General features: G+C 69.5%; 34 protein-coding genes. 22 read left to right on the plus strand and 12 right to left on the minus strand.

The window, feature by feature from the left end; genetic code table 11:
• Positions 1-9: 9 nt before the first annotated feature.
• The 4 genes from ABZ345_RS40335 to ABZ345_RS40350 all read right to left on the minus strand — a co-directional run bounded on the left by ABZ345_RS40335 (position 10) and on the right by ABZ345_RS40350 (position 3412).
• Complete coding sequence (locus tag ABZ345_RS40335; RefSeq protein WP_359860237.1) at positions 10-966, minus strand: transporter substrate-binding domain-containing protein; 957 nt, start codon at positions 964-966, stop codon at positions 10-12.
• Positions 963-2204, minus strand: coding sequence for a hypothetical protein (locus tag ABZ345_RS40340; protein WP_359860238.1), 1242 nt, complete (start codon positions 2202-2204; stop codon positions 963-965). Before ABZ345_RS40340 ends, ABZ345_RS40335 begins: the two co-directional genes overlap by 4 nt.
• A 144-nt stretch (positions 2205-2348) precedes the next feature.
• Positions 2349-2651: a hypothetical protein gene (locus ABZ345_RS40345; protein ID WP_359860239.1), complete on the minus strand. Its 303-nt coding sequence runs from the start codon at positions 2649-2651 to the stop codon at positions 2349-2351.
• Positions 2648-3412 carry a TetR/AcrR family transcriptional regulator C-terminal domain-containing protein gene (locus ABZ345_RS40350; protein WP_359860240.1) on the minus strand — a complete coding sequence of 255 codons (765 nt, stop codon included), beginning with the start codon at positions 3410-3412 and terminating at the stop codon, positions 2648-2650. The genes ABZ345_RS40345 and ABZ345_RS40350 overlap by 4 nt, the downstream gene beginning before the upstream one ends.
• Before the next feature lie 41 nt (positions 3413-3453).
• Here ABZ345_RS40350 and ABZ345_RS40355 point away from each other — a divergent pair, with 41 nt between their 5' ends.
• From ABZ345_RS40355 to ABZ345_RS40370, 4 genes are read left to right on the plus strand one after another with little or no spacing between them, the layout of a single operon-like run.
• Positions 3454-5748 (plus strand): DEAD/DEAH box helicase, encoded by a 2295-nt coding sequence (locus ABZ345_RS40355; protein ID WP_359860241.1) that lies wholly within the window; start codon positions 3454-3456, stop codon positions 5746-5748.
• Entirely contained in the window at positions 5748-6506 is a 759-nt protein-coding gene (locus ABZ345_RS40360; protein WP_359860242.1) for an SWIM zinc finger family protein, read from the plus strand. Before ABZ345_RS40355 ends, ABZ345_RS40360 begins: the two co-directional genes overlap by 1 nt.
• Positions 6503-7108 (plus strand): DUF2238 domain-containing protein, encoded by a 606-nt coding sequence (locus ABZ345_RS40365; protein ID WP_359860243.1) that lies wholly within the window; start codon positions 6503-6505, stop codon positions 7106-7108. Before ABZ345_RS40360 ends, ABZ345_RS40365 begins: the two co-directional genes overlap by 4 nt.
• 43 nt (positions 7109-7151) lie before the next feature.
• Positions 7152-7862: a DUF3626 domain-containing protein gene (locus ABZ345_RS40370; protein ID WP_359860270.1), complete on the plus strand. Its 711-nt coding sequence runs from the start codon at positions 7152-7154 to the stop codon at positions 7860-7862.
• Here ABZ345_RS40370 and ABZ345_RS40375 read toward each other — a convergent pair.
• Complete coding sequence (locus ABZ345_RS40375) at positions 7853-8818, minus strand: YafY family protein (protein ID WP_359860244.1); 966 nt, start codon at positions 8816-8818, stop codon at positions 7853-7855. The two genes, ABZ345_RS40370 and ABZ345_RS40375, sit on opposite strands and share 10 nt — an antisense overlap.
• Positions 8819-8866: 48 nt before the next feature.
• On the opposite strand from ABZ345_RS40375, the gene ABZ345_RS40380 reads away from it, so the two are divergent.
• Positions 8867-9343, plus strand: coding sequence for a hypothetical protein (locus ABZ345_RS40380; protein ID WP_359860245.1), 477 nt, complete (start codon positions 8867-8869; stop codon positions 9341-9343).
• Positions 9344-9420: 77 nt separating this feature from the next.
• Complete coding sequence (locus tag ABZ345_RS40385) at positions 9421-9924, plus strand: DUF2087 domain-containing protein (RefSeq protein WP_359860246.1); 504 nt, start codon at positions 9421-9423, stop codon at positions 9922-9924.
• Here the strand turns inward: ABZ345_RS40385 and ABZ345_RS40390 are convergent.
• Together ABZ345_RS40390 and ABZ345_RS40395 are read right to left on the minus strand one after the other, a co-directional pair.
• Positions 9906-10637: an SDR family oxidoreductase gene (locus ABZ345_RS40390; protein WP_359860247.1), complete on the minus strand. Its 732-nt coding sequence runs from the start codon at positions 10635-10637 to the stop codon at positions 9906-9908. The two genes, ABZ345_RS40385 and ABZ345_RS40390, sit on opposite strands and share 19 nt — an antisense overlap.
• 500 nt (positions 10638-11137) lie before the next feature.
• Complete coding sequence (locus tag ABZ345_RS40395; RefSeq protein WP_359860248.1) at positions 11138-11362, minus strand: hypothetical protein; 225 nt, start codon at positions 11360-11362, stop codon at positions 11138-11140.
• 114 nt (positions 11363-11476) lie between these two features.
• Here ABZ345_RS40395 and ABZ345_RS40400 point away from each other — a divergent pair, with 114 nt between their 5' ends.
• The 7 genes from ABZ345_RS40400 (at position 11477) to ABZ345_RS40430 (ending at position 17871) form a co-directional block, all read left to right on the plus strand.
• The gene (locus tag ABZ345_RS40400; RefSeq protein ID WP_359860249.1) at positions 11477-12058 is read left to right on the plus strand and encodes a sigma-70 family RNA polymerase sigma factor; all 582 of its coding nucleotides are present in this window, start codon (positions 11477-11479) and stop codon (positions 12056-12058) included.
• Positions 12055-13314, plus strand: coding sequence for a hypothetical protein (locus tag ABZ345_RS40405; RefSeq protein WP_359860250.1), 1260 nt, complete (start codon positions 12055-12057; stop codon positions 13312-13314). Before ABZ345_RS40400 ends, ABZ345_RS40405 begins: the two co-directional genes overlap by 4 nt.
• An 88-nt stretch (positions 13315-13402) precedes the next feature.
• On the plus strand, positions 13403-15034 hold the full coding sequence (locus ABZ345_RS40410) for an MFS transporter (protein ID WP_359860271.1): 1632 nt from the start codon (positions 13403-13405) through the stop codon (positions 15032-15034).
• Entirely contained in the window at positions 15016-16269 is a 1254-nt protein-coding gene (locus tag ABZ345_RS40415) for a GNAT family N-acetyltransferase (RefSeq protein ID WP_359860251.1), read from the plus strand. Before ABZ345_RS40410 ends, ABZ345_RS40415 begins: the two co-directional genes overlap by 19 nt.
• Before the next feature lie 40 nt (positions 16270-16309).
• Positions 16310-16822 (plus strand): general stress protein, encoded by a 513-nt coding sequence (locus ABZ345_RS40420; protein ID WP_359860252.1) that lies wholly within the window; start codon positions 16310-16312, stop codon positions 16820-16822.
• Complete coding sequence (locus ABZ345_RS40425) at positions 16819-17043, plus strand: hypothetical protein (protein ID WP_359860253.1); 225 nt, start codon at positions 16819-16821, stop codon at positions 17041-17043. Before ABZ345_RS40420 ends, ABZ345_RS40425 begins: the two co-directional genes overlap by 4 nt.
• Positions 17044-17223: 180 nt before the next feature.
• Positions 17224-17871: an SGNH/GDSL hydrolase family protein gene (locus ABZ345_RS40430; protein ID WP_359860254.1), complete on the plus strand. Its 648-nt coding sequence runs from the start codon at positions 17224-17226 to the stop codon at positions 17869-17871.
• A gap of 85 nt (positions 17872-17956) precedes the next feature.
• On the opposite strand, the gene ABZ345_RS40435 is transcribed toward ABZ345_RS40430, so the two are convergent.
• Positions 17957-18181: a hypothetical protein gene (locus ABZ345_RS40435; RefSeq protein WP_359860255.1), complete on the minus strand. Its 225-nt coding sequence runs from the start codon at positions 18179-18181 to the stop codon at positions 17957-17959.
• Between the two features lie 93 nt (positions 18182-18274).
• Between ABZ345_RS40435 and ABZ345_RS40440 the strand changes: the two genes are divergently transcribed.
• From ABZ345_RS40440 to ABZ345_RS40460, 5 genes are all read left to right on the plus strand, one after another.
• On the plus strand, positions 18275-18580 hold the full coding sequence (locus tag ABZ345_RS40440) for a MerR family transcriptional regulator (RefSeq protein WP_359860256.1): 306 nt from the start codon (positions 18275-18277) through the stop codon (positions 18578-18580).
• A gap of 65 nt (positions 18581-18645) precedes the next feature.
• Positions 18646-19401: a TetR/AcrR family transcriptional regulator C-terminal domain-containing protein gene (locus ABZ345_RS40445; protein ID WP_359860257.1), complete on the plus strand. Its 756-nt coding sequence runs from the start codon at positions 18646-18648 to the stop codon at positions 19399-19401.
• Entirely contained in the window at positions 19398-20234 is an 837-nt protein-coding gene (locus tag ABZ345_RS40450) for an NAD(P)H-binding protein (RefSeq protein WP_359860258.1), read from the plus strand. Before ABZ345_RS40445 ends, ABZ345_RS40450 begins: the two co-directional genes overlap by 4 nt.
• A gap of 110 nt (positions 20235-20344) precedes the next feature.
• The gene (locus ABZ345_RS40455) at positions 20345-20575 is read left to right on the plus strand and encodes a hypothetical protein (RefSeq protein ID WP_359860259.1); all 231 of its coding nucleotides are present in this window, start codon (positions 20345-20347) and stop codon (positions 20573-20575) included.
• 7 nt (positions 20576-20582) lie between these two features.
• A complete protein-coding gene (locus tag ABZ345_RS40460; RefSeq protein WP_359860260.1) occupies positions 20583-21833 on the plus strand; it encodes an RNA polymerase sigma factor in 1251 nt (416 codons plus the stop codon).
• A gap of 3 nt (positions 21834-21836) precedes the next feature.
• On the opposite strand, the gene infA is transcribed toward ABZ345_RS40460, so the two are convergent.
• The 3 genes from infA to ABZ345_RS40475 all read right to left on the minus strand — a co-directional run bounded on the left by infA (position 21837) and on the right by ABZ345_RS40475 (position 23604).
• On the minus strand, positions 21837-22058 hold the full coding sequence (infA, locus tag ABZ345_RS40465) for a translation initiation factor IF-1 (protein WP_359860261.1): 222 nt from the start codon (positions 22056-22058) through the stop codon (positions 21837-21839).
• Positions 22048-22821, minus strand: coding sequence for a GNAT family N-acetyltransferase (locus tag ABZ345_RS40470; RefSeq protein WP_359860262.1), 774 nt, complete (start codon positions 22819-22821; stop codon positions 22048-22050). The genes infA and ABZ345_RS40470 overlap by 11 nt, the downstream gene beginning before the upstream one ends.
• A 180-nt stretch (positions 22822-23001) precedes the next feature.
• Complete coding sequence (locus ABZ345_RS40475; RefSeq protein WP_359860263.1) at positions 23002-23604, minus strand: LysE family translocator; 603 nt, start codon at positions 23602-23604, stop codon at positions 23002-23004.
• 108 nt (positions 23605-23712) lie between these two features.
• Here ABZ345_RS40475 and ABZ345_RS40480 point away from each other — a divergent pair, with 108 nt between their 5' ends.
• Positions 23713-24150 (plus strand): VOC family protein, encoded by a 438-nt coding sequence (locus ABZ345_RS40480; protein ID WP_359860264.1) that lies wholly within the window; start codon positions 23713-23715, stop codon positions 24148-24150.
• On the opposite strand, the gene ABZ345_RS40485 is transcribed toward ABZ345_RS40480, so the two are convergent.
• Positions 24143-24916 carry a helix-turn-helix domain-containing protein gene (locus ABZ345_RS40485; RefSeq protein ID WP_359860265.1) on the minus strand — a complete coding sequence of 258 codons (774 nt, stop codon included), beginning with the start codon at positions 24914-24916 and terminating at the stop codon, positions 24143-24145. The genes ABZ345_RS40480 and ABZ345_RS40485 overlap by 8 nt on opposite strands.
• 66 nt (positions 24917-24982) lie before the next feature.
• On the opposite strand from ABZ345_RS40485, the gene ABZ345_RS40490 reads away from it, so the two are divergent.
• The 3 genes from ABZ345_RS40490 to ABZ345_RS40500 are packed head-to-tail and all read left to right on the plus strand — an operon-like array spanning position 24983 to position 26787.
• Positions 24983-25537: a TIGR03086 family metal-binding protein gene (locus tag ABZ345_RS40490; protein WP_359860266.1), complete on the plus strand. Its 555-nt coding sequence runs from the start codon at positions 24983-24985 to the stop codon at positions 25535-25537.
• 8 nt (positions 25538-25545) lie between these two features.
• Positions 25546-26235 (plus strand): aspartate/glutamate racemase family protein, encoded by a 690-nt coding sequence (locus ABZ345_RS40495; protein ID WP_359860267.1) that lies wholly within the window; start codon positions 25546-25548, stop codon positions 26233-26235.
• 45 nt (positions 26236-26280) lie between these two features.
• Positions 26281-26787 carry a hypothetical protein gene (locus ABZ345_RS40500; RefSeq protein ID WP_359860268.1) on the plus strand — a complete coding sequence of 169 codons (507 nt, stop codon included), beginning with the start codon at positions 26281-26283 and terminating at the stop codon, positions 26785-26787.
• Positions 26788-26883 lie beyond the last annotated feature (96 nt).

Here is a 26883-nt window from a genome sequence, read left to right on the forward strand (position 1 = left end):
CGCCACCCCCTAATCCCGATAACGAGCGACGGGCGGCGCTGGTGCCGGACCGAGCGTGTTGAGCCAACGCAAGTAGATCCCGCTCCACGTGCCGTTGGCGCGCATCTGTTCCAGCACGCCGTTGACGAACCGGACCAGGTCGTCCTGCCCCTTGGGGACGCCCACCCCGTACGGCTCCTCGGTGAACCGCGCCCCGACGACCTCGGTGTACGGGTCCTGCGCCGCCAGCCCCGCCAGGATCGTGTCGTCGGTGGAGATCGCGTCGGCCTGCCCCTGCTGCAGCATCACCAGGCAGTCCGTCCAGTTCGGCACGCTGACCGTCGTCTTCACCCGGCTCACGACGTTGCTGAGCGACGTCGACCCCGACGTCACGCACACCTTCTTGTCCTTGAGGCTGTCCACGCCCGTGACGCCGGAGTTGCGGCGCACCAGCACCCGCTGCCCGGCCTGGTAGTACACCTGCGAGAAGTCCACGTCCTTGAGCCGGTCGCAGGTGATCGTCATCGTGCGCACCACCACGTCGACGTCACCGCGCTTGAGCACGCCGATCCGCTCCGCCGCCGTCACGACCTTGAACTGGACCTTCTTCTCGTCGCCGAACACGGCCTTGGCGATCTGGCGGGCCACGTCGACGTCGAAGCCCTCCAGTTCGCCGGTGAAGGAGTTGCGGAACCCCATCAGGTACGAGTTCTGGTCCACGCCCGCGATCAACCGGCCGCGCTTGAGGATGCGTTCCATGGTCGATCCCGCCGGCATCTGACCCGCCGCCGGCAGTGCGCCCGGACGCAGGCTCGCCGTCGCGTCGCACGACGGCGCCGGACCCGCGGTGCTGCTCGGAGCGGCCGTGACCGTGCTCGCGTCGGCCGGCTGCGGCGCCGGAGCGCTCCTGGGGATGACCTCGCTCGGCGCCGGACCCGCCGAACAAGCGCTGAGCAGCATCACCACTGCCAGAGTCAGGCGCCTCATCGGTACTCCTTGAGCCGCTGCCACAACCCCATCGTCGATCCCGCCGCGCTGAGCACCGCGAGCACCAGCACCCCGACCGCCGTGCCCGCCAGCGCCGCCCGTGCCACCGCCACCTCGTCGCTGAAGTCCTGCCGCGCCTGCCCGATCGCCCGCACCAGGTCCTGGTCCAGCGAGTCGAAGTACGGGTTGTCGATCAGCGCCACCGCGTCGTTGTACTGCCCGGCGTCGTCGGCCTCGCGGATGCGTTGATGCACCTGCTGCCACTGCCGGAAATGCCGCATCGCCTGGTCGACGGCCTCGGTGTTGTCCAGCTGTTTCGCCTGGTCCAGCTGCTTCTCGAGCTTCTCGGACACCTCGACGAAGTTCTTCTCGTAGCTCTGGCCCGCACCCCGCGCGACCAGCGTCAGCGTCTCCTCGCCGCGGGCGGTCAGCGTCGCGATCCGCGCCTGGGCGAGCACGTCGACCTTCTGCGACGCGGTGCGCGAGTCCGCCACGTCGTTCATCACCAGCACTGACACCGTGGTGACCCACAGCAGCGACAGCGCGGCCGCCCCCGTCGCCACGACCAGGCCGATGTTGAGCAGCCGATTCGTCTTGCGGGTCAAATAACGCTGCGTGAGCACCAGGGCGATCACGAACGCCAGCGCGACGCCGACCGAGCCCCACGGGAAGTTCGCCTCGTTCTGAGCCTGCGCGACCCGGTCCGTCTCCGCCCGGTACAGCTCCTGCGCCGAGGGCAGCAGCTGGGCGCGCATCAGCCCGGACGCTTCCCGCAGGTACGCGGCACCGACGGGGAAACCCTGCCGGTTGTTCGTCCGCGCGGTCTCGATCAACCCCGTGTAGACCGGCAGCTGCGCGGCCAGCGTCGCGGTGAGGTCGGGGGAGGAGGCCGTGGCGACGGAGAGGGCGGCCTGCGCCTGGGCGATGTCCGCCTCGTAGCGGTCCCGCAGCTGAGGGGGCTCCAGCCCGCCGGACAGGAACGCGCTCGCCGCCGTCGCGTCGGCGTCCTGCAACGCCCGGTAGACCTCCTGCGCCGCGTGCGCGAGCGGCTCCGACCGGGTGGCGAGGTCCTCGAGAGCCCGCTCCTGCCGGCTCACGCTCCACGTCGAGAGCCACCCGCTGGCCAGGCTCGCGACCACGAGCACGACGATGATCAGGCTCAGTCGCCCCGGTGTCGACCGCGCCAGGCCGGTGACCCGGCGCACCAGCGCCTGCCGCGGCTGCGAGTCGATCACCACGAGCGGGCCTCCCTGTGGCGGTACCTGTCACGCGACCCGGTGATCGCCACCACGCCGCGTGGCGTAACTGTAGGCACCCGTGCGGCACCGCGTGGGAATTAGCGGCTCATCCCGCGAGGTGTCATCAGCCCGTAACTGTGGAGATCAGCTTCGGCGCCCGTCAGGGGTGGCTCGGTCCGCCTGCTGGACGAGGCCCAGGAACTCCTGGGAGAGCGAGCCCGCCCGCGCGATGTGCTCCTTGAACTCGTCGAGCACGCGCGCCGCACGAGGATCGAGGTCCGCGCCGGCACGCACGCGCCGGGCGACGTCGATGCCGGAGAACGCGAGCATCGTCATCAGCCCGCCGAGGATCTCGACCTCCGCCGCGCTCGCGGGTCCTTCCACCGACGTGGCGTCGTGGAGGTCCATCAGCGCTTCCCGCACCGCGCGCCGCACGTCCTTCGTCACCGCGTCTCCCTCTGCCGCGCGTCGACCAGCCGCTCCACCCCGTCCAGCAGCGTCTCCAGCCCGAACTCGAACGAGTGCTCCGGGCTGAACGCGCTCTGATGCGCCTGCCCGACAGCGCCGCCCACCCGCGCGGCGACGGGGTAGCGGGCCGGATCGAACACCGTCATCAGGAACGGCGCCGCCGCGTCCCACCACTGCTGGTCTGTCAGCCCGCTCTCCTTCTCCGTCACCGCCGCCGCGGTCAGACCCCTCGCCGAGTTCTGCACGTGACCGAGCACCAGGTTGAGCACCGAGTCCATCTCCACGTCGGACAGGCCGATGCCCTCCAGGCCGCCCAGCTCGAAGTCGTACTTCGCCGCCACCTGCGGTCCCAGCACCGTGCGCGACGGCGCCACCTGCAGCAACCACGGATGCCGCCGGTACAGGGCCAGGTTCTCCCGCGCCACGTAGGTCAGGTGCTCGCGCCAGCCCTCGCTGGTCTCGCGTCCCGTCACGGCCTGGACCGTGTCGACCATGACGTCGATCAGCTCCCCCTTGCCCGGCACGTAGGTGTAGAGCGACATCGTGCCCACGCCCAGCGACTCGGCCACGCGCCGCATCGACAGCGCCTTCAGCCCGTCGGCGTCGGCCAGCGCGACACCCGCCTGCGCGATGCGGTCCACGCTCAGGTCGGGCTTGCCCTTCCTGGACACGCGCTCCTGGGTGCGCCACAGCAACGCCAGCGTCCGCGCCGGGTCACCGCTGCCCGTGTGTTCGATCACGAGCGCGACCCTACCGTACCGTATAGTGTACGGTACAGAGTATGTTCGGCCAGCTCCGCGGAAAAGCCCTGTTCGAAGCCTTACCCGACGCGCTGAACGACACCGGTTACTGGGGAGTGGCCACTGCGACGGCACTGAACCTCGTCGCGCGCGGCCGGATCGTGCCGAGCGTGACGGAGGACGGCCACGACACCTGGCGGATCGGACCGCTCGACCACGCCGACGAACTGCATCTGCGGCAGCTCGCGGCCCACGGCGACTACGACGAGCTGCGGGAGTTCCTGGACGCGGTGGCGGACGTGCTGCCCCGTGGCGGGACGAAAGGCCCCTTCGCGGCCACCGAACCTCGCCACGTTCCGGAGCTGAAGGCGTGGGCGGACGAGCAGATCACGCTCTCCCTGCGCATCGAAACGACCGATGACCTGCGGTTCCGGGCGATCGTCCAGGTCCGCGGCATCACCGACCCCTACCCGCGCGACGTGCGCGGGTCCGGGCGCGAGCTCGACGCGATCCGGGCGATCGGCCGCTCCACCTGGCCGCCGTTGCAGCGGTTGCTCGACCAGGCCGAGCTCACCGACCAGGAGGTCGCCGAGCTGCTCGAGACCGACATCGAGGTTCACTGGCCGAAGAACCTGACCACCGGTCTCACGGCGAAGGCCGTGATCGGCGAGTCCAGCGGGCAGTTCAACGCCGGCGACCTGCTGACGTTCAACTGGCAGCTGGCGCTCGGTGCGTCGGCGCTGACCGACGCCGAGATGGACGTCATCGCCGAAGCCAGCCGGCCCGTGGTGCGGCTGCGCGACCAGTGGGTGCTCGTCGACCCGGCGCTGAAGAAGAAGGCCCGCCAGCAGCTCGCCCCGATCACCGCCGTCCAAGCCGTGACCGCGGCGCTCACCGGGGTGGCCGTCGTCAACGGCGAACAGGTCGAGGTCGCTCCGCACAGCCTCACGACGGCGATCAGCTCGATCCCCGAGATCCCGGCGCCCGCCGGGCTGCGGGCCACGCTGCGCGACTACCAGCTGCACGGCCTGCGCTGGCTCGCGCACATGACGTCCCTCGGCCTCGGTGCGTGCCTCGCCGACGACATGGGTCTCGGCAAGACCATCACGCTCATCGCCCTGCACCTGCACCGCCGGTGCGAACCGACGCTGGTCGTCTGCCCGGCGTCACTGCTCGGCAACTGGGAACGCGAGATCCACCGGTTCGCACCAGGCACGCCGGTCAGCCGCTACCACGGTCCACAACGGACGCTCCCGGACTCCGGGATCGTGCTCACCACGTACGGCACCATGCGCCTCGACGCGGAGGCCTTGAGGGGGCACGCGTGGGGCATGGTCGTCGCGGACGAAGCCCAGCACATCAAGAACCCGCACTCCGGAACGGCCAAAGCACTGCGTTCGATCCCGGCCGCCGCCCGCGTCGCCCTGTCCGGCACTCCGGTGGAGAACTCGCTGTCGGAGCTGTGGTCCATTCTGGACTGGACGACACCCGGTCTGCTCGGCACGCACCGCGCGTTCCGCACCTGCTGGCCCGAACCCGACGACACGCTCGCCAAGGTGGTGCGGCCGTTCCTGCTGCGCCGCCGCAAGTCCGATCCCGGCGTCGCACCCGAACTGCCGGCGAAGACCGAGACCGATCTGCCCGTCTCGCTCACCACCGAGCAGGCGGCGTTGTACGAGGCGCTGACCAGGGAGACTCTCGCCCAGATCGCCGGCAGTGACGGCATGGCGCGACGAGGTCTGGTGCTGAAACTGCTGACCGGACTGAAGCAGATCTGCAACCACCCGTCGCACTATCTTGGCCACTCCGCACTGCAGGGCACGTCGGGCAAACTCGACCTGCTCGACGAACTGCTCGCAACGATCGTCGCCGAGGACGGCTCAGCGCTGATCTTCACCCAGTACGTCGGCATGGCGCGGTTGCTGGAACAGCACATCAAACAGCCCACGCTGTTCCTGCACGGCGGGACTCCGGTGGCTCAGCGCGAGCGGATGGTCGACGACTTCCAGCAGGGCCGCGCGCCCGTGTTCCTGTTGTCGCTGAAGGCCGCCGGCACCGGGCTCAACCTCACCAGGGCCGACCACGTGATCCACTTCGACCGCTGGTGGAACCCCGCCGTCGAGGACCAGGCCACCGACCGCGCCCATCGCATCGGCCAGACCCGCCCGGTGCAGGTCCACAAGCTCGTCACCGAAGGCACCGTCGAGGAACGCATCGCCGCGCTCCTGCAGGACAAGCGCGACCTCGCCGACGCCGTCCTGCACGCGGGAGAGGCCGCGTTCACCGAACTGACCGACGCCGAACTGGCCTCACTGGTCGAGCTCAGGAGCAGCTGATGACCGCACGCGGATTCGCCGCGTTCCCGAAGATGAAACGCCGCGTCGCCACGACGTGGTGGGGCAAGGCGTGGGTGCAGGCGTTGGAGGACACCGCCCTCGACAACGCGATGGTCCGCCTCGGCCGCCGCTACGCCCACGCCGGCGTCGTCGGCCCGATCACCGTCAGCCCCGGACGACTCCACGCCCAGGTGCACGACGACTCCACCGTCCACAGCACCACGGTCCGCCTGCCGGTGCTGTCGTCCGTCCAATGGGGACGTTTCCTCGACCGCGTGGCCGAGCACCCGGGCCACATCGCCGCCTTGCTGGACAACGACGTGCCACGCGATCTCGTCGCCGCCGCCGAAGAGTCCGGTGTGGACCTGCTGCCCGGCATCGGCGACCTCGAACCGGAGTGCGACTGCGACGGCTGGGAGCTGCCGTGCCGGCACGCGGCCGCGCTCGCGTTCCAGGTCGGCTGGCTGCTCGACGCCGACCCGTTCGTGCTCCTGCTGCTCAAAGGCAAGCCGGAGTCCGAACTCCTCGACGCACTGCGGCAGCGCGTCGCCGGACCCGTCGGAACCAGAACACCTGTGGTGGTTTCTGCTGAACCAGCAGGTCAACTGCCCGCCCGTCCCGGACTCTCGACCACCACACCTGTGGTGCTCGCGGTCGAACCGCCGCCCGGATTCGACGCTGCCGAGCTGACCGCGTTGATGGAAATCGCCGCGAAGAGGGCGCGTTCGCTGCTGCGGTCGGGCACTCTCGACGCGTGAAGCGCTCCGAGCCCGTGGTGCTGCTCGCCCTGACGGCCGTCGCCCTGGTCGTCTCGGGCATCGCGCCGTACAGCCGCGCGACCTGGTACCTCGAAGTCGCGCCGGTCGTGATCGGCGCGGCCATCCTGATCGCCACCTACCGCCGCTTCCCGCTGACACCGTTGCTCTACCGGCTGCTCTTCCTGCACGCGCTGGTCCTGATCCTCGGCGGCCACTACACCTACGCTCGCGTGCCGCTCGGGTTCTGGGCGCAGGACCTGTTCGACCTCGCGCGCAACCACTACGACCGGTTCGCCCACTTCGTCCAGGGCTTCGTGCCCGCCCTGCTCGCCCGCGAGGTGCTGCTGCGCAAGACCTCGCTGCGGCCGGGCAGCTGGCTGTTCTTCCTCGTCGTGTGCGTGTGCATGGCGTTCAGCGCGTCGTACGAGCTGCTCGAGTGGGCGTCGGCGGTCATCGGAGGGTCTGCCGCGGACGACTTCCTCGGCACCCAGGGCGACGTCTGGGACACCCAATGGGACATGTTCATGGCGCTGCTGGGCGCACTCACGGCGCAGCTGACATTGGTTCGCGTGCACGATCGGCAGCTCGCCCGTGCCGTTTGAGAAGGCGATCGCGCACGTCTCCGCGCGTTCCACGGGCGGCCCGATGCCGCGTGATCTGCGGGTCACGCTCAACTTCCACCCCGGCCGCGGAGTGCTCGCCACGCTCGCCAGGGAAGGCGTCTACCGGTCGCAGTTCGAGACCGGCACCAGCAACGGCGGCCTCACCGCGCACCCCGGCGGCGCCCGCTGGGAGTGGGAGAGCCGTCTTTTCGGCGGCGCGTACGACACCGCGAACCCCGCCGACCGGCCCAAATACGGCGCGCTCAACCACCGGAAGCTGCCGCAGGGCGGCGCACCACGGTTCGGCTCGGCGCACCTGCGCCTCAAGGAACACGTCCTCGACCGCACGACGTTCTGCTACCCGGACAGCGTCTTCGACCCCGTCGACTTCGGCACCGCGCACCGCATGTCCCTCATCGAGCTCGCCGACGCCGACGACCGCGACCCGCTCGACAACTACATCGAGGCCCACGTGCACGGCCCGGTCACGCTCGACGACGTCGAAGCGGTCGTGCTCGACCCGAGCTTCGAGCACATCGAACTGCCGTGCCCGGTCGAATGGCACAAGGGGTTCCGGCTGTCCACCGAGGAACTCCTGCGCCACGCGGACTACCGCACACCGGAGTCCGTCGCGCTGGGACTGGAGATCGCCCAGGACGGGTTCATCGACCCGCACCTGCTCGACCACGCCGAAGCGCCGCCCCAGGTCGTGAAGCACCTGTGGCACCACCTCGCCAGATACGGCTACAGGTAGAGCGCGGCCAACTCCCGCACCGACGCCGTCACGTGATCGCGCAGCTCCTGAGGCGCCAGCACCTCGACCTCGCCGCCCATCCGCAGCAGCATCCCGGCGGCGTGCCCGATCGACTCGATGGGGATCGTCACCCGCACCCGCTCGCCATCGTCCACAGCGGACTCCGCGGCGGCTCGTGCCACCGCGGGCAGGACGTGCGACGCGAACGACTCGAAGCCACGCGCGGACAACCGGATGACCGCCTCACCGGTGTACTGCCGCGACTGGAACTCCTCCAGCGACGCCGTCCAGTGCGCCGCCAGGTCGAAGCCGGCAGGCCGCTCGAACGTCGAGTCCAGCACCGACACCGCCTGCATCTGCGACACCCGGTAAGTGGAGATCCGCGACGTTCCCTGAGCGACCAAGTACCAGCGCCCGGCCTTCAGCACGAGCCCCAGCGGCCGCAGAACGCGGCTGACCTCCTCCGGCGCCTGCCACCGCCGATAGGAGACCTCCAGCTGACGTGAGTGCCACACCGCGTCCGCCACCACCTCCAGGAACGGCGAGCGCTCGGGGTCGTAGTACCAGGCAGGCGCGTCGAGGTGGAACCGCGAGGCCATCCGCGAGGCCCGGTCCCGCATCGACGACGGCAACGCCGCCATCAGTTTGAGCTGCGCCGCCGTCACCGCGTCCCCGAGCCCCAGATCGGCCGCGGGCCCCGGCAGCCCGGCCAGGAACAACGACTCCGCCTCCTGCTCGGTCAGGCCCGTCAGCCGCGTGCGGTAGCCGTCCAGGAGCTGATACCCGCCGGCCGGTCCCGCGTCGCCGTACAGGGGCACGCCTGCGGTGTGCAGCGACTCCACGTCGCGGTAGATCGTGCGGACCGACACCTCCAGCTCGTCGGCCAGCGCCTGCGCGGTCATCCGCCCCTTCGTCTGCAAGAGGAGCAGCAAAGACACCAACCGGCTCGCGCGCATGCGAAGACACTGCCACAGGGTGTCAGTGATAGCTCATACGTTCGACGCATGGCTTTCTACGAGAAGCAGCTGGCGGTCAAGGAACCGCTGGTCGTCGCGGGCAGACACGTCAAGCGCTACGAGGTCGTCACACCCGGCCTCACCATCACCGACGACATCCGCGCGGCCGCCTACGCGTTCCTGCCCAAGATCTACCCCGGCTTCGACGACCCGACCCCGCCCGCCACCGTCACCGTGCTGCACCGCAGCTCCGCGGGCATGTACCTCAACGCCTACAACTGGGTCTGGGACAACGTCCTGCACTGCCGCACCGCCGTGTCCGGTGACCAGCCGTTCCTCGGCTCGACCGACCCGGATCTCACGCACTTCAGCGTCATCCCGAAGGACCTCATCGGCTGCGTGTGGGAGCTGCCGCCGCTGTCGTACGAGCGCGACGCGTGGGTGCGGCACGTGCTGGAGCCCGAGGAGCCCGACTTCGAGGCCTACCTGCAGGACACGATGGCCGAAGGGCTGGTCGGGCGATGAGGGACTGGCAGGGCGCCGCGTCACGCTGAAATCAGGTGGGCTGAAATCAGGTGGACGGAGTGGTTACGGTCGCAGACATGACCACCCCGGAGTCCGTTGTGCGCGTGCTGGCCGAACCGTCGAGGCTGCGGGCGTTCGCCGCCGTCGTCCTCGGCGCGGGAACGCTGGCCGACATCTCCGCCGCGTCCGGGCTCAAGGCCAAGGACGCGGGCATCGCGCTGCTCAAGCTCCGCGAGGCCGGGCTGGTCGAGGGTGACCCGGCCCGGCCCGCCGACCTGAAGCCGCTCGCCGCCACGCTCACGGAGTCGATGCCCGCTGACGGGCTCGCGCCGTTCGTGCGCGGCGACAAGCTGATCTCCTTGCCGGTCGCGTACGAACGCCGCCGCAAGATCCTCGAGCACGTCGCGTCACAGGCGTTCGTGCCGCAGACGTACTACGAGGAGAAGGAGATCAACGAACGGCTGCGGGCGTGGTGCGACGGGGGAGAACTCGACCACGTCACGATCCGCCGCTACCTCGTCGATCTCGGGCTGCTGGAGCGCGGGGGAGGCCTGTACCAGGCTCAACCCCTGCCGATGTAAGGCATGGTCGTGGCCATCACGGTCATGAACTGCACGTTGGCGCTCAACGGCAGCTGAGCCTGGTACAGCACCGCGTCGGCGACGTGCTGCACGTCGAACGTCGGCTCGGGCTTGGTCTCGAAGTTGGCCTGCAGCACGCCCTGGCCCATGCGCGCGGTCATCTCCGTCGCCGCGTTGCCGATGTCGATCTGCCCGCACGCGATGCCGAACGCACGGCCCTCCAGCGACAACGTCTTGGTCAGCCCGGTCATCGCGTGCTTGGTCGCGTTGTAGGCCACCGCGTGCGGGCGCGGCACCGACGCCGAGATCGAGCCGTTGTTGATGATCCGCCCGCCACCACGGGTTTTCATCACCTTGAACGCCTCACGCGCACACAGGAACGCACCAGTCAGGTTCACCCCGACGACCTTCTCCCACGCGCTGAGGCTGAACTCCTCGATCGGCGTCGCGCGGACGTTCGTGCCGGCGTTGTTGAACAACACGTCCACCCGGCCCCACCGCGCGACCACGGCGTCGAACAGGGCGACGACCGAGTCCTCCTGCGACACATCGGTCGGTACGACCATGGCGGTGGCGGCGAAACCCTCGGCCGTCTCGTGCAACGCGTCCTCGCGCCGCCCGGCCAGCGCCACCTGGAAACCCGCTCCCAGCAGGGTTCGCGCCGCCGCACGACCCACGCCGGAACCCGCTCCTGTCACGACCGCGACTGCCATCGGTGATCTCCCCTCGATCCAGCGATTGCCCGAAGTGTCCCGTGTGGAGTAATTACCTTGCGTGGAGTGCGAAGAGGACACCTGCCTGCTGTGCGCGGGCTCAGGCACCATGTCGTGGCAGCAACCCGTTCCCGGCCCGGAAGGCCTTGTGCTGCACGAGATGTCGCACCCGTGCCCCCGCGGCTGCTCCGGCTGGTGGAAGCTCCCTCACGGCGACCGCGGAGGCATCGTCCCAGGTGTTGTCGCAGGCAATGCGGCCCGTGCCAACGAGATTCCGGCCAGACCGTCCACCCCGGCCTGATCACCGAGCGTGAACGATGGGGGTCACCCATTATTGCCGCGAGGGTCCCTGCTTGGCGGCTGCGTCCACTCGGAGTAGAGGCGGACACTGATCCTCTGTGAAGGAGTGCAGCCGTTGCCATGGTTCTGGGCTCAACGAGGACCGGACCGCCTGCCGGGTCTGTGGCGGGATCGGCCAGGTCCCCGACCGGTAGCCGTGGCTATCTCTTGGTCATGAGAGTCGGGCCGAGGATGCGCCGGGCGATCCTCTTGGCCAGCGACTTCGAGTCGTGCGCGGCCGTCGGCTTCGTTGCCGCCGGTGCCGGTGCGGGCGTGGCCGGCGTGGCGGGAGCTGTCGCCGGCAAGGTCGGTCCCTCGATCTGGATCTTCGCGAACACCTGGGTCGCCGGCTCTGCACTGCCGGACTGCTGCTGCTCGATCGACACGCCAAGATCTTGCCATCGCTGTCATCCACGCCTGCGGCTAGGTCCTACCCGCCGGTACGGCCGTGACGGGCGTCACGCAGCACACTGGGCGGTGACGGCCCCAGGCGGAGTGTGATGACTGAGACGACCGAGCGGGCGGACGTGAGTCCGCCGCCGGACGCGCACCTCTGGGACCAGATCGCGAAAGGCGACCACGCCGCGTTCGCCGAGCTGTTCGAACGCCACGCCGAGGCGGTGTGGAACTACGCCTACCGGTTGACGGCCTCCTGGTCGCAGGCCGAGGACCTGCTCTCGGCGACCTTCCTGACGGCGTGGCGCAAACGCGGTGAGGCCCAGCTGGTGCGCGACTCCGCCCTGCCCTGGCTCTACACGGTGACGGCCAACCGCGCCCGCACCGAGTGGCGTGCGTCCCGCAGAGCCCTGCGCCTGGCCGGCAAGCTGGTCCCGCAGACCGTGGGCGACCACGCCGACGAGGTCGCCGCCCGCGCCGACGCCCAGCGCCGCCTGGCCGCCGTGGTGGCCGCCATCGCGAAGCTGCCGCACTCCGAACGCGAGATCGCCCAGCTCTGCCTGCTCGGCGACGTGTCCACCGCCGACGCCGCCACGCTCCTCGGGATCACCGAGTCGAGCGTCCGCGCCCGCGTCTCCCGCACCCGCGCTCACCTGCGCGATCTCACTCCCGAGGACACCCAGTGATCGACCAGCTGCCCGAGCACCGCGCCCTGCCCGACGACGTCCGCCTGCGGGCCCGCCGCCGTCTCAGCGAGGGCATGAACCCCCGCGCGAGCAACCGCAGGCCCGCCCTGATCGCCGCCGGCGTCAGCCTGCTCGCCGCGGGCGCCGTGTTCGCGGGACAGGCCCTCAACGGCGGCAACGCCGACGTGGCCACCCCGCCGATGCAGTACAACGGCGAGTTCGCCGGCCCGGACCGCGCGGTCGTCAACCGCGTCGAACGGGGCAAGGTCGCTCCTGACGCGCTGGCCCGCTGCGTCGCCGCCGCGAAGGCCCACCCGCCGGCCGACCAGTGGCAGACGATCGCGACCAGCACCAGGAACGGCACGATCCTCACCGCCTTCCGCGGCCCGACCGGCCTGTTCTTCTGCGCGAACACCGCCACCACGACGACGATCTCGGACCCGAACCCCGTCCAGATCGACGAGGGCCGGCGCAAGGTGAAGATCCTGTTCACCACGCCGAGCGGCACGATGGCGGGCCTGGTCTCGCCCGACGTCAAGTTCCTCAGCCTGTCCCGGATCGCCGAGCCCGACCAGAACACCACCATGCCCGCCCTGGTGGACGGACTGTTCCTCGCACCCAGCGGCTACACCTTGGCCGAGACCGGCACGAAGGCAATGGTCAACGGTGACGACTTCGCCGTGCGGGGCGTGCCGAAGCCCACCCCGTCCGTCGTCGACCGCCCGCTGCCGCCCGCCGCCCGCGACACGCCCGACGCCGCACGGCTCACCGCGTGCTTGAAGGGCCGGGCGGTCCCGGACGCCGACCAGTTCCGGCTCGGCGTCGTGGTCAGGGTCAGCGCCACCGACACGATCATCACCGGCCGGTTCGGTGACCTGCTGTTCTACTGCCGGAACTCGACCTCCGACCCCGACCCCGGTTCGCTGTTCGAGGTCGGCGACCTGAAAGCGGTCAGCGGCCAGACCATCGCGTCGATGACCGCGTTCTACGACTTCAAGCCGCGGAAGCCGCTGGACGAGGGGCAGCCGGAGTACAGCGGCAGCACCAGCTACGCGATCGCCGGCCTGGTCCTCGATCCGCGCGCCTCCTCGATCACCTACAGCCGGCCGGGCTCCGCCGACGTGCCCGCCTTCCTCGGCAACGGCACCTTCGTGCTGTCGGCACCGTTCATCGACCGGCACCCCGACGCCCGTGTCGTCGTGCGCGACGCCGCCGGGACGGTCCTGGAGACGCTCAAGCCCCATGACGTCCCGTAGACAGATTGATTAGCATGGCGAAGTGACACTAGAGGCGGTGGCTCCGGCCGGGTACAAGTGGATCGCGCTGTCCAACACGACACTGGGCATGCTGATCGCGACGATCAACTCGTCGATCGTGCTGATCGCGTTGCCCGACATCTTCAAGGGCATCGCGATCAACCCGCTCGACCCGGCCAACACCGGCTACCTGCTGTGGATGATCATGGGGTTCCTGGTCGTCACCGCGGTGCTGGTGGTGAGCTTCGGCCGCCTGGGCGACATGTACGGCCGGGCCCGCATGTACAACCTCGGGTTCGCGATCTTCACGTTCTCGTCGATCATGCTCGCGATCACCTGGTTCGACGGCGATGCCGCGGCGCTGTGGCTGATCGGCTGGCGGATCGTGCAGGGCGTCGGCGGTGCGTTCCTGATGGCGAACTCCTCGGCGATCCTGGCCGACGCGTTCCCGGTCACCCAGCGCGGTATGGCGCTGGGCATCAACGGCGTGGCCGCCATCGCCGGCTCGTTCCTCGGGCTCGTGGTCGGCGGCCTGCTCGCACCGGTCAGCTGGAACCTGGTGTTCGTCGTCTCGGTGCCGTTCGGGCTGTTCGGCACGGTCTGGGCGTACCTGAAGCTGCACGACACCGGCGAGCGCCGGCACGCCGAGATGGACTGGTGGGGCAACATCACGTTCGCCGTCGGCCTGGTCGCGGTGCTGGTCGGCATCACCTGCGGCATCCAGCCGCACGGCACCTCCCAGACCGGCTGGACCAGCCCGCTCGTGCTGACCTGCCTGGTCGGCGGCCTGCTGGTGCTGGCCGCGTTCGTCGTGATTGAGCACCGCGTGCCCAACCCGCTGTTCGACCTGCACCTGTTCGGGCTGCGGTCGTTCACCTGGGGCAACATCGCGAACTTCACCTCGGCGCTCGGCCGCGGCGGGCTGCAGTTCATCCTGATCATCTGGCTGCAGGGCATCTGGCTGCCGCTGCACGGCTACTCCTACGAGGAAACGCCGCTGTGGGCGGGCATCTACATGCTGCCGATGACCGTCGGGTTCCTGCTCGCCGCTCCCACCGCCGGGATCCTGTCCGACCGGCTCGGCAGCCGGATGCTCGCGTTCACCGGCAACCTGATCGCGGCGGCGACGTTCGCGCTGCTGATCGCCCTGCCCGTGGACTTCCCGTATTGGGCGTTCGCGCTGATCCTGATGTTCACCGGCATCGGGATGGGCATGTTCTCCTCGCCCAACCGCGCCGAGGTGATGAACTCGCTGCCCGCCACCGCCCGCGGCTCGGGCAGCGGGATGATGACCACGTTCCAGAACACCGCGATGGTGCTGTCGATCGGGTTCTTCTTCAGCCTGATCATCGTCGGCTTCTCGCAGTCGCTGCCCGGCGCGATGCGGACAGGGCTGGTCGAGCACGGGGTGTCCCCGGCGGCCGCCTCCCAGGTGGCCTCGCTGCCCGCAGTGGCCGTGTTGTTCGCGGCGTTCCTCGGCTACAACCCGATCCAGCAGCTGCTCGGCGACCAGCTCGCGACGCTGCCGCCGGACCAGGCCGCGTTCCTGACCGGGCGCGGGTTCTTCCCGAGCCTGATCTCCGCGCCGTTCGCCCAGGGGCTCGCCATCGCGTTCGGTTTCGCGATCGTGCTGTGCCTGGTGGCGGCCGTGGCGTCGCTGATGTGCGGGAAACCGGTGGACAACCGGGTCACGATGTCGAAGTGGAAACAGAACGCCTGACGCTGCGCCCGCTCGGAGCGTCCGATGTGGACCTGCTGCACGAGTTGCACGCGGATCCTGAGGTCATGCGGTTCCTCGATCCCGAACCGGTCGAGCACTTCCTCGGTGAGAGCTTCCTGGCGGCCTTCGAGAAGGACACCGGCAGGTTCGTCGGCTGGTTCGAGTTCAAGCCCGTCGGCGACGGCGTGGCCGAGCTCGGCTACCGGCTGCACCCCGAGTTCTGGGGCCGCGGGTACGCGACCGAGGGTTCGAGGGCGCTGATCTCGCGCGGTTTCACGACGGGTGACGTGCGGCGGGTCGTCGCCACCACGATGTTCGTCAACTCCGGGTCGCGGCGCGTGATGGAGAAGAGTGGGCTGCGGCACGTCCGCACGTTCCACGTCGACTGGGCCGAACCGCTGCCGGGCAGTGAGCACGGCGAAGTCGAGTACGCGCTCACAAAGGAGGAATGGCAGTCTGCGGGCATGTGGCAGACGGATTTGGTGGACCTCGACGCGTACTTCGCGCGCACCGGGGCGTCGGCGTCGAGTTCGTTGACGGAGTTGCACGAGGCGCATGTGCGCGCCATCCCGTTCGAGAACATCGACGTGATGCTCGGCCGTGTGCCGTCGTTGGACCTGGGTGACATCCAGGCCAAGATGCTCGGCCGTCGCGGTGGCTACTGCTACGAGCACCAGCTGCTGTTCACGGCCGTGCTGGAACGGCTCGGGTACGAGGTGCGGCGGCGGATGAGCCGCGTGATGACCGGGCCGCGCACGCACTTCGTGTCGCTCGTCGACGACCACCTGGTCGATGTCGGCTTCGGTGCCGGGATGCTGCACCCGATGCCGCTGGTGGACGGCGTGGTCGTGGACCAGGCCGGGTGGCCGCACCGGCTGCGCTGGGAGGACCGCTGGGTGCTGGAGAAGGAGACGGCGGACGGGTGGCAGCACATGCACGCGTTCGAGCCCGACGTCGAGCAGCGGCCCGTCGACTACATGATGGCCAACTACTACGTCGCCACGCACGAGCGGTCGCCGTTCAGCCGCCAGCTCGTCGTGATGCGTCTCGAACCGGGGCTGAGCCGCCGTTTGGTCGGCACGACGCTGACAATTGAGCGGGCGGGGAACAAACCTGAGAATTCTCAGGTTGAAAACCTCTCGGAAACACTGGAATCGCTGGACATCACGCTTACCGAGAGGGAGCTGAGTCACATCGGCTCAACTGCGGGAACAATCGTGGGAGCGAATTCGTAATACCAGGTGTAAGGGAATCGCATATCGGAGGTGTTGCACAATGACCACCGCGACTCCGTTCACCGCAGGAGCTGGCAACGCCGCAGGCGTCAACGCACTGCCCACCCCGCCCTCGGGCTGGCCGATCGGTTCCTACGCGACCTACGAAGAGGCGCAGCGGGCCGTCGACCACCTGGCGGACAACGACTTCCCGGTCGCCGACGTCACCATCGTCGGCATCGAACCGATGATCGTCGAACGCGTCACGGGCCGCCTGACCTGGGGCCGCGTCCTCGGCGCGGGTGCCGCGTCGGGTGCCTGGTTCGGTTTGTTCGTCGGTCTGCTGCTGGGCCTGTTCTCCACCGGCGGCGCCCTCGCGCCGATCGTCGTGGGCCTCGTCGCCGGTACCGCGTTCGGCCTCGCCGGCGCCGCCGCCCGCTACGGAGCCACGCGCGGCCGCCGCGACTTCGCGTCCGTCACCCAGCTCGTGGCCGGCCGCTACGACGTGCTCAGCCAGTCGCGCAACGCCGAGCGCGGCAAGGAAATGCTGACCACGTTGGCCTGGCGGTCATGAGCACCCCGCTGACCGTCGACGAGCTGCGGGCGTCTCTGGAGGAGATCCGGCAGACCAGCGCCCGGCTGAGCCAGTCCGCCGCCCAGCTCGCCTCGCGCGCCGACCACGATCTCGGGCACGACGTCGCCGAGATCGTGAAGGACCTGCGAGCCGCCGCCGGTCAGCTGCGGGTCACCCAGCTGCTGCTCGAACCGGCGGGTGCCGACCTTCGAGCGGCCTGACGACCAGCTCCCACCACAAACGGAACGCCGTCCCGCTCGGGGCGGCGTTCCCGCGTGTCATGGCCTTGTCGTGGCGCCTTGACGAACGATTCCGGCGCCCGCACTGACAGTGCATCTCACTGACAGGACAGATCAGCGGCGTGTGCGATCACTGCCAGCGGCGCGCGTCAGGGTCGGGGCATGACGATCACCTTGAAGCCGGGCAGCACCGTGATGTTCACCGGCGACTCGATCACCAGCTTCGTGCGACTGCCCGGCTACGACCGGGCCGCCTACCCGCTGCAGGCCGCGGGACGGTGGTGCTTCGAGCACCCCGACCGGCCGATGACCTGGCTCAACACCGCACACCCCGGCGACACGTCGGCCGACCTCGAAGCCCGCTGGCAGACCGACGTGCTCGACGCGCGGCCCGACGTGGTGTCGATCCTCGTCGGCATCAACGACGTCGGCAGGCGCACGATCCTGCCGGAAGCGCCGGTGATCTCCACCGACGAGTACGCGACGACCTATGACCAGCTTCTGAAGCCTCTCGCGGACGCGCGGGTGATCCTCGTCGAACCGTTCCTGCTGCACGTCGCGGCCGTCGTCGAGGCCGGGCCCCACCGCGTGCGGATCGGTGAGCGGGAGCGCGCGGAGTGGCGCGCCGACCTCGACACCAAGATCGAGGTCGTCCACGAGCTCGCTCACCGGTACGGCGCCGAACTGCTCCTGGCCGACCGGATGTTCGCGCGGCTGGGCGAGCCCGAGCGCTGGTCCGAGGACGGCGTGCACCTCACCGCCGCAGGGCACAGCGCGCTCGCCGAGGCCTGGCTGAACCTGGTCGTGTGACCGCATGCGAAAGGGGCGGCACGCATGCCGCCCCTTTGTCCGGTGTGGGCTCCTTTCGCGTCGGCTGACCGAGGACGTGCACTCCTCAGCCGTCCGGAGGAGATCGCTGCCGCGACCTCGCGAACCCGGCGCGCCACACCCCGCGCAGGACCGCGGGTTCGGGATAGCCCGCGTCGCCCGCGCGAGAGTGAGGACGCGGCCTCGGCCTGGTGCCGAAACTGGCGTCGATGATCGCCTCGAACTCCGCGCTCACCCACTCCGGATCGGCGTAGACCAGGTCCGCGAAAGCCCTCTCGCTGGTCGTCAGCACCTCGTGTCACTCCTCAAAGAAGAGAGTTACCAGGTACAGCTTTTTTGTAGCGCGCACTATAGATTGTGTCAAGTACCTACTTGAGGAGTCAGGGTGCCGCTGAGCGACCTGGATGACGACGACTACCCGGCCTACGGCATGGGCCGGGCGGCCGAACTGCTCGGCGTGCAGCAGGCGTTCCTGCGCAGCCTCGACGCCGCCGAGGCGCTCGTGCCGCATCGCTCGGAGGGCGGCCACCGGCGTTACTCCCGCAGGCAGCTCGGTGTCGCGCAGCGCTACCGGGCGCTGTTCGACGACGGCCACCCGCTAGCCTCCGCGGTGCTGATCGTGCGCCTCGAAGACGACCTCGCTTCGGCGAACGCCGAGGTCGAGGCGCTGCGAACCCGCCTGCGCGACTGAAGCGCCGTGTTTCCGTACGTCATACGGTATTGTTTCCGTATGTCCTACGGAAACGGGGTGGGCGGATGGCCGCCGAACGCAGCGGCGGGGGAGACCCGGCCAGGACGCTCGCACTGCTCTGGCGCACGCCGCCGGAGCCGAAACCGGTCGGCAGGAAGCCCAAGGTGAGCGTCGACCAGATCGTCACCGCGGCGATCGCGGTGGCCGACCGCGAAGGGCTCGACGCGATGTCGATGGCCCGCGTCGCGCAGGAGCTGACCGTCGGCACGATGTCGCTCTACACACACGTGCCCGGCAAGGGCGAACTCATCGACCTGATGGCCGACACCGTCCTGCAGGAACGCGACCTCACCTCCGACGGCACGTGGCGTGAGCGCATCAAGCACTACGCCGACCGCACACGCGCCGTCTACCAGGCACACCCGTGGATGCGTGACGTGTCGATGGTCCGCCCACCGCTAGGACCGGGCCTGATGGACGGGCAGGAGTTCGTGCTGGCCGCGCTCGCCGACTCCGGGCTCGAACCGAAGCAGGTCACCGTGGCGCACGTGGCGGTCGAGGGGTTCGTGCACGGCGCGGCGGCGTCCGAAGTGGACGATCAACAGCTCGCGGAGAAGACCGGCGAGAGCGGTGACTCGTGGTGGAGCGCCCGGCAGGTGTTCTGGGACGACTACTCCGACGTCGAGCGCTACCCGACCATGACGAGCCTGTGGAACGCGGGCGCCTACGACACCGGGGGCACGCTCGCCCAGACCATGCGTGGCTCGTACGACTACGGCCTCGAGAAGCTGCTGGACGGAATCGAAGGGGGCATGCGATGACGATCCTGGTGACCGGCGCGACGGGCACCGTCGGCCGGCTGGTGGTGCGGGGACTGCCCGGCCCCGTGCGGGCGATCACCCGCAACCCGGACCGGGCGAACTTCCCCGGCGTCGAGGTCGTGCGGGCGGACCTCGACGACCCGGACAGCATCCCGTTCGACGGCGTGGAGAAGCTCTACCTGTTCGCACACCCGCCGACCGCCGCGGAAGTCGTCTCCCGAGCGGTGAAGGCCGGCGTGCGCAGGATCGTGACGCTGTCGTCGGGCGCGGTGACCCACGGCTACGACACGAGCCACCACCTGCCGGTCGAGCAGGCGGTCGAGGCGTCCGGCGCCGAGTGGACCCACCTGCGGCCCGGCGAGTTCGCGGCCAACAAGATCGACCTGTGGGGACCGTCGATCCGCGCGGACGGCACGATCGTGCACCCCGCGCCCGACTCGTTCGGCCAGCCGATCCACGAGGCCGACATCGCGGAGGTGGCGATCAAGGCGCTCACCGAGGACGGGCACGCGGGCAAGGCCTACAACCTGTCCGGGCCGCCGCGGATCACGCAGCGGGAGATGGCCGCGGCGCTGGGCGAGGCGATCGGGCGCGAGCTGACGTTCCTGTCCGTCACGACCGAGGAGGCGCTCGCTTACTACGTGAGTGTCGGGTGGCCGGAGGAGATCGCCCGGTACATCCTCGGCATCGGCGGGTACGAGGGCGGGGAGCCGGACGACTTCAGCGACTACGAGTTCGTGGTGTCGCCGGATTTCGAGAACCTCACGGGCAGGCCGTATCGGACGTTCGCGCAGTGGGCGCGCGACCACCGGGCCGACTTCATCGCGGGATGACCAGGTGAGGCTCGTCGCCCGCCCCGGGAACTTGGTCGGCCGCTGATCATCCGTCGATTTCGGCACCTCCTCGTTCGACGTCCAGGTGAGAGCGCGAACGAGGAGGCCCGGTGCGGTTCATGGTGTTCCTGAGAAGCCCGAAACCGTTGGCAGCACGGCACACCGACGCCCTGGAGCGCGCGGGGGTTCTGCTCGACGCGGGAGACCTGGTCCCGCACGCCTGCGGGGTGTCGGGGTACTGGCTGATCGACGTCCGCACCAGGGAGGAAGCGGTGGAACGCGTCAAGCGCATCCCCCTTCCGGCGTGCGTCGTGGAAATACGGCAGGTGGCTGTGGTCTGATGCCCCCATGGGGGCCAACAGCTCGGTGCGGAGCACCATCGACGCGGTCTGGCGGATGGAGTCGGCGAAGGTCATCGCCGCTCTCGCGCGGTTCACGCGCGACGTCGGACTGGCCGAGGAGATGGCGCAGGACGCGCTGGTCGCGGCACTCGAGCAGTGGCCGGGCGAAGGGGTACCGAAGAACCCCGGCGCGTGGCTGATGACTACGGCCAAGCGGCGGGCGATCGACCAGATTCGCAGGCGTGAGAACTTCAACCGCAAGGTCGAGGAGATCGGGCGCGACGTCCAGGAGGTCACGCCGGACGCCAGCGAGGGCATCGAGGACGAGATCGGCGACGACCTGCTGAGCCTCATGTTCACGGCCTGCCACCCGGTGCTGGGCACCGAGGCACGGGTCGCGCTCACGCTGAAGATGCTGGGCGGCCTCAAGACCGAGGAGATCGCCCGCGCGTTCCTGGTCAGCGACTCGACCGTGGCTCAGCGGATCGTGCGCGCCAAGAAGGCCCTGGCCGATGCCGGGGTGCCGTTCGAGGTCCCCGAAGGGCCCGAACTGGCCACCCGGCTGGCGTCCGTGCTCGAGGTCCTCTACCTGATCTTCAACGAGGGCTACTCCGCCACGCAGGGCGACGACTGGATGCGCCCCGAACTGTGCGCGGAGGCGCTGAGGCTCGGCCGTGTGCTCGCCGAGCTCGCGCCGAAGGAGGCCGAGGTCCACAGCCTGGTCGCGCTGATGGAGATCCAGGCCTCCCGCGCCAAGGCCCGCACCGGGCCCGGCGGCGAACCCGTGCTGCTGCTCGAGCAGGACCGCGGCAAGTGGGACTGGCTGCTCATCGGCCGTGGCCTCAAGGCGCTGGAACGGGCCGAGGCGTTGAACCAGCCGCCCGGCCCCTACTACGTGCAGGCCGCTCTCGCCGCGTGTCACGGCCGCGCGCGCAGAGCCGAGGACACCGACTGGCAACGCATCGCCACGCTCTACGAGGTCCTGGGGCAGATCTCACCGTCGCCGATCGTCGAGCTCAACCGCGCGGTGGCGTTGTCGATGGCGTTCGGGCCCGCCGCCGGGCTGGCGCTGGTCGACGAGATCGCCGGGGAGAAGGCGTTGCGCGGCTACCACCTGCTCCCCAGCGTCCGCGGAGACTTCCTGGCCAAGCTCGGCAGGACCGAGGAGGCCAAGGCCGAGTTCGAGAAGGCCGCGGCGCTCACCCGCAACGAACGCGAGAAGACGCTGCTGCTGGCACGCGCCGCGGCCTGCGACTAGCGGCTAGTTGCGGTACCGGAACAGGATGCGGGCCCGGTTCAGGTCGTACGGGCTCAGCTCCACCAGGACCCGGTCGTACGGCAGGATCCTGATGTAGTTCTTCCTGATCTTGCCGCTGATGTGGGCCAGAACGTGGTGCCCGTTCGGCAGCTCGACCGTGAACCGCGCGTCACGCAGACACTCGATCACGGTCCCCTCGACTTCGATCCCGCCCTTACCGGCCATGGCGCACCATCTCCACGGTGCTGGTCGTCCGCCGGGCGCCGATGCTCTCGAACAACGCCGTCGCCGCGACGTTGGTCTCGCTCACCTCGGCCGACGCCGCCGCGATCCCCGCCTCGTGCAGGACAGCGAGCGCGTGGGTCAGCAACGCGCGGCCGATACCGCGGCGCTGCCGGGCGGCGCGGACGGCGACCAGGCCGATGCGGGGCAGGCGCGTCAGCTGCGCCACCCGCACCAGACCCGCGTACTCGCCGTCCTCAGCGGCCACGGTGTAGTTCGACCACTTGTCCCCGACCGGCCGCACCAGCACCTCGGCCGGCATCTCCGACCAGCCGACGGATTCTTCGACCTCGGCGCGGACGACTCGGTCCAGCTCACGCAGCGGACCGTCCTCGGCGGGCACGATCGTGACGCCCGGCGGCGGGACGGCCTGCCCGGTGACGCGCGGATCGGTGGGCACGACGTACTCCCACTCGCGCCGCCGGATGGTCATACCGGCCCGCAGCCAGCAGTCCACCAGTTCGTGGTCGGTTTCGTCGACGACGGTGTGGAGCGGTTCCGGCAGGTCCGCCAGCATCGCGCGGGCGAGCCGGTCGAAGACGGAGCGGTGCCAGGCGTCGACGCCGAGGAAGATCCGCCCGTCCGGCCGGGTGGTGGCCTCGCCGCGGCCGGTCACCCGGTCGTCGTCGAGCGCGTGCCAGTGGCCCGGCGCCACGCGGGTGATCTTCACCGCCGGGTCGCCCGCGGTGAAACGCAGAATGTTCATGGTGGGGTCGCCTTTCAGGAGTGCCTCGTCAAGGCGCTCCCGGCAACCCCTACGTCAGTCGCCCGACCGTGACGACGAGGGGAGCACCCACATCGAAACAGCGTTCATGGGTCTCACCTCCAGGCGTCGAGTCACGGTCACCGGAACCGTAGAAGCCCGCGGTGATCGGCGTCCACCGATTTAGGTCAGCGCGAGCTTCACACCCAGCGCCGCGAACGAGGCCGCGAAGAACCGGCGCAGCCACACCATCACGCGTGGCCGGGCCAGCACGCGGTCGCGCATCGACGCCGCGAACACCCCGTACACGGCGAACACCGCGAACGTCAGCGCCATGAACACCGCGCTCAACGTGACCATCTGGCCGAACCCCGTCGCGAACTGCGGCAGGAACGCCACGAAGAAGATCGTCAGCTTCGGGTTGAGCAGGTTGATCAGCACCGCCGACACCACGATCTTGCGCGCGGACGCCGGCGCGGCAGCCGTGGCGGTGCCGAGGTCCGCGACCAACTCGCTCTTGTCCCGCAACGTCCTCCACGCCAGGTACACCAGATACGCGACACCCAGGTACTTCACGACCTCGAACGCCAGCGCGCTCGCGTGCAACAACGCCGCCAGCCCCGTGACCGTGGCCAGGACGTGCGGCACGATTCCCACGGTGCAGCCGAACGCGGCGATCACGCTCGCCCTGCGTCCGTGCGCGAGACCGGCCGACAACGTGTACAGCACTCCGGTGCCGGGTGTGGCGACCGCGATCAACGTCGTGATCAGGAACGCGAGGCTCATGCCGACGACTCTGCCGCCAAAGCGGTCCAGAAAGCAGAGCCAAAACTCGACTTCGAAGTTGGACCACTTCTGATGTCGAGATGCGGTCGTGAGTACCGTCCCAGGGATATGACCATCAAGAGCATGCACCACCTCGGCATCACCGTCACCGACCTCGCGGCCGCCGTCGCGTTCTTCGAGGCTCTCGGCATGGAGCTGGAGGGCAAGGCGCACATGGAGGGCGACTTCGTCGACGGCGTCATCGGCCTCGACGGCTCGAAGAGCGAGATCGCGATGCTGCGCACCCCGGACGACCGCTACCGGATCGAGTTCAGCGAGTTCCAGACCCCGGACGCCGTCGACGGCAGCTCCCACGCGCCGATCAACGCCCTGGGCCTGCGGCACGTCGCGTTCGTCGTGGACGACCTCGACGACACGCTCTCCCGCATCAAGCCGCTCGGCGGCGAGGTGGTCCGCAACGTCGAGACCTACCAGGACATGCTCAAGACCTGCTACGTCCGCGGCCCCGAGGGGATCCTCGTCGAGCTGTGCGAGTACTTCAGCTGAGCGCCCGTGCGTACGCCGTGGGGGAGACGCCCACGGTCTGCGTGAAGTCCCGCACGAGGTGGGCCTGGTCGCTGTAACCGAGGTCGGCGGCCAGCCGTGACCACTCCACCTCGGACTCAGCGCGTTCCAACGCCTCGTGGATGCGGTACCGCAGGATGACCCACTTCGGGCTCACCCCGACGTAGTCCGCGAACAGCCGTTGCATGGTCCGCACCGACACGCCCTCGGCTCGCGCGAAGTCGGCGACCTTCTGGATCTCCCGGTCCTCGCGGATCCGCTGCACCAGGTCCATCGCCAGCGTGGCCTGCGGATCAGCCGCGGGTCCCATCGTCAGCAGGAACCGATCGAGCGCGGCGACCCGTGAGTCCTCGTCCTCCACGTCGAGCACCTGCGAGGCGGGAACGTCGGTGAGCCGCACGTGCCTCCCGGTCCACTCCGACACGGGCTCGGCACGGAACGGCCGGAAGCCGCCAGGCCGGAACTGCACGCCCGCCACGCGAATCCGGTCGTGCAGAGTCCTGCTGAAGAGCCCGAGCCCGACCCCGGCGATCTCCGGATGCGCGTACCCGTGTTCGAAGACGACGTTCACGGACGGATGCGGCACGACGTAGGAGGTGTAGGGCTCGTCGAGCGTGCCGTCGATCAGCCAGTAGTGCTCCAGGTACGGCTGCAACTCCGCACACGGCATACGACGACGGAACCGCACGCGGGCGAACAGCTCGCGCGCGTCCACGATCCCCCGAGTGTCCCGGCGCGGCCCCTGCACGGCACAGATCCTAGGTTGGCGCGTTTCTTCAAGAACGCCGAACCGCGCGCAAATAGCGTCGACGGCATGAAGCTCAGCGTTCTGCTCGACCGCGCCCGCGACCACGCGTTGCCCGTCATCGCCAACATCAGCGACGACGACCTGACCAAGCCCACCCCGTGCGCCGACTACGACGTCAGCGCACTGCTCGACCACCTGCTGCACGTCGTCGTCGAGTTCCAGAAGCTCGCCGTCAAGCAGGACGCCGACTTCAGCCACACGCCGAACTACCCGCAGTGGCGCGAACAGTTCCCCGCGGAGACGCAGAAGCTCGTCGAGGCGTGGGGACAGCCCGGCGCCGACGAGGGCATCGCCGGGAACATGCAGCTGCCCGCGCAGACCGTCGGCGGCCTGGCGTTGCTCGACCTCACCATCCACGCCTGGGACCTCGCCCAGGCGACCGGCCAGAGCTTCGAACCGGACACCGAGGTGTTCGACGAGGTCTCGAACCTCGTCGCGCAGATGGGCCCGACGGCCATCGAGTGGAACGTCTTCAAGCCACCCGTCGAAGCACCGGCCGGCGCCTCGCCGATGCAGCAACTGCTGGCGCGCACCGGCCGCGACCCGCGCTGGAGTGCTTGACTGGCCCCATGCTGACGATCGGGATCCTGGGCGGGATGAGCTGGGAGAGCAGCGCGGAGTACTACCGGCTGGCGAACGTACTCGTGCGCGAACGCCTCGGCGGCCTGCACTCGGCGAAGATCGTGCTGCACTCCGTGGACTTCGCCGAGATCGAACGCATGCAGGTCGAGGGCCGCTGGGACGACGCCGGCAAGGCGCTCGCGCAGGCGGCGGCGGACGTCCAGGCCGGCGGCGCGGACTTCCTGCTCCTGTGCACCAACACCATGCACAAGGTGTTCGACCAGGTGCAGGCCGCCGTCGACATCCCGATGATCCACCTCGGCGACACCACCGCGTCGGCCATCAAGGACGCCGGGCTGACCACGGTCGGGCTGCTCGGCACCGGGTTCACGATGGACCAGCCGTTCTACCGCGAACGCCTGGAGTCGCACGGGCTGCGCGTCCTGCTGCCGTCCACGCAGGACCGCGCCACCGTGCACCGGATCATCTACGACGAGCTGTGCCTCGGCATCGTGCGCGACGAGTCCCGCCGCGCCTACCAGGACGTGATCGCGCGGTTCGACGGGGCGGAGGGGATCATCCTCGGCTGCACCGAGATCGAGCTGTTGATCACGCAGGCCGACGTGCCGCTTCCCGTGTTCCCGACCACGCGCCTGCACGTGGAGGCCGCCGTCGAGCGGGCCGTTCGCGGCATCTGAGTGACGCGAGCCGCGGATCGCTTTCGCATAGCCGATAGTGGTCGGGTGCGAAGCGAGCGGCTCGCGTGGTCCGGTCGTGACTGGCGGATGCCGGTCTGGCTCTGGCTCGGCCTGGTGACGATGTTCGTCAGCGTGCTGCACATCGTCATCGACTTCGGCGTCGGCCTGTTCGACCTGCACGGGACGCTGAGCCTGACCGAGGCGACCACCCTTCTCGGCGTCGCGCTCATCCAGATCTGGTGGGCGGTGTCCTTCATGGCGGGCGCCGCTGGCAACGGCAGCGGCGTCGCCAGCGCCGGGATCCTCGGCGCCGGCTGGGCGGCGCTGACCAACGGCTACCCGATCGTCTACTGCCCGCCCGTGTGCCCGGAAGCACGGCCGCTGACCGACATCGGCCACATCGGCAGCATCGTGTTCGGAATCCTGCTCCTGTTCGTCGCCATCTGGTCGCTGTGGCGCGCTCGGGTGCGCCCGCACTGGTTCCTGCCGGCCGTCGCGCTGGTTCTGGTGGTCGGGACCGTCGTGTCGCTGGCGAACACCGCGATCAGCTAGGTGTAGTGATCACGGACGTTGTTGACGGCGTGTCCGGCATGTCGCCTTGATCATGAGGAAGACCTCCGTGTGTGGTGAAGGTGTCTAGGTCTGCAC

The sequence above is a fragment of the Lentzea sp. NPDC005914 genome, assembly GCF_040629405.1.
GTDB lineage: Bacteria > Actinomycetota > Actinomycetes > Mycobacteriales > Pseudonocardiaceae > Lentzea.

Bases quoted from the DNA above. Each gene is read 5' to 3' on its own strand.
- ABZ345_RS40335 (WP_359860237.1), bottom strand. From the start codon at position 966: ATGAGGCGCCTGACTCTGGCAGTGGTGATGCTGCTCAGCGCTTGTTCG.
- ABZ345_RS40355 (WP_359860241.1), top strand. From the start codon at position 3,454: ATGTTCGGCCAGCTCCGCGGAAAAGCCCTGTTCGAAGCCTTACCCGAC.
- ABZ345_RS40360 (WP_359860242.1), top strand. From the start codon at position 5,748: ATGACCGCACGCGGATTCGCCGCGTTCCCGAAGATGAAACGCCGCGTC.
- ABZ345_RS40370 (WP_359860270.1), top strand. From the start codon at position 7,152: ATGCCGCGTGATCTGCGGGTCACGCTCAACTTCCACCCCGGCCGCGGA.
- ABZ345_RS40375 (WP_359860244.1), bottom strand. From the start codon at position 8,818: ATGCGCGCGAGCCGGTTGGTGTCTTTGCTGCTCCTCTTGCAGACGAAG.
- ABZ345_RS40380 (WP_359860245.1), top strand. From the start codon at position 8,867: ATGGCTTTCTACGAGAAGCAGCTGGCGGTCAAGGAACCGCTGGTCGTC.
- ABZ345_RS40385 (WP_359860246.1), top strand. From the start codon at position 9,421: ATGACCACCCCGGAGTCCGTTGTGCGCGTGCTGGCCGAACCGTCGAGG.
- ABZ345_RS40390 (WP_359860247.1), bottom strand. From the start codon at position 10,637: ATGGCAGTCGCGGTCGTGACAGGAGCGGGTTCCGGCGTGGGTCGTGCG.
- ABZ345_RS40400 (WP_359860249.1), top strand. From the start codon at position 11,477: ATGACTGAGACGACCGAGCGGGCGGACGTGAGTCCGCCGCCGGACGCG.
- ABZ345_RS40410 (WP_359860271.1), top strand. From the start codon at position 13,403: ATGCTGATCGCGACGATCAACTCGTCGATCGTGCTGATCGCGTTGCCC.
- ABZ345_RS40420 (WP_359860252.1), top strand. From the start codon at position 16,310: ATGACCACCGCGACTCCGTTCACCGCAGGAGCTGGCAACGCCGCAGGC.
- ABZ345_RS40425 (WP_359860253.1), top strand. From the start codon at position 16,819: ATGAGCACCCCGCTGACCGTCGACGAGCTGCGGGCGTCTCTGGAGGAG.
- ABZ345_RS40430 (WP_359860254.1), top strand. From the start codon at position 17,224: ATGACGATCACCTTGAAGCCGGGCAGCACCGTGATGTTCACCGGCGAC.
- ABZ345_RS40445 (WP_359860257.1), top strand. From the start codon at position 18,646: ATGGCCGCCGAACGCAGCGGCGGGGGAGACCCGGCCAGGACGCTCGCA.
- ABZ345_RS40450 (WP_359860258.1), top strand. From the start codon at position 19,398: ATGACGATCCTGGTGACCGGCGCGACGGGCACCGTCGGCCGGCTGGTG.
- ABZ345_RS40460 (WP_359860260.1), top strand. From the start codon at position 20,583: ATGGGGGCCAACAGCTCGGTGCGGAGCACCATCGACGCGGTCTGGCGG.
- infA (WP_359860261.1), bottom strand. From the start codon at position 22,058: ATGGCCGGTAAGGGCGGGATCGAAGTCGAGGGGACCGTGATCGAGTGT.
- ABZ345_RS40470 (WP_359860262.1), bottom strand. From the start codon at position 22,821: ATGAACATTCTGCGTTTCACCGCGGGCGACCCGGCGGTGAAGATCACC.
- ABZ345_RS40475 (WP_359860263.1), bottom strand. From the start codon at position 23,604: ATGAGCCTCGCGTTCCTGATCACGACGTTGATCGCGGTCGCCACACCC.
- ABZ345_RS40480 (WP_359860264.1), top strand. From the start codon at position 23,713: ATGACCATCAAGAGCATGCACCACCTCGGCATCACCGTCACCGACCTC.
- ABZ345_RS40490 (WP_359860266.1), top strand. From the start codon at position 24,983: ATGAAGCTCAGCGTTCTGCTCGACCGCGCCCGCGACCACGCGTTGCCC.
- ABZ345_RS40495 (WP_359860267.1), top strand. From the start codon at position 25,546: ATGCTGACGATCGGGATCCTGGGCGGGATGAGCTGGGAGAGCAGCGCG.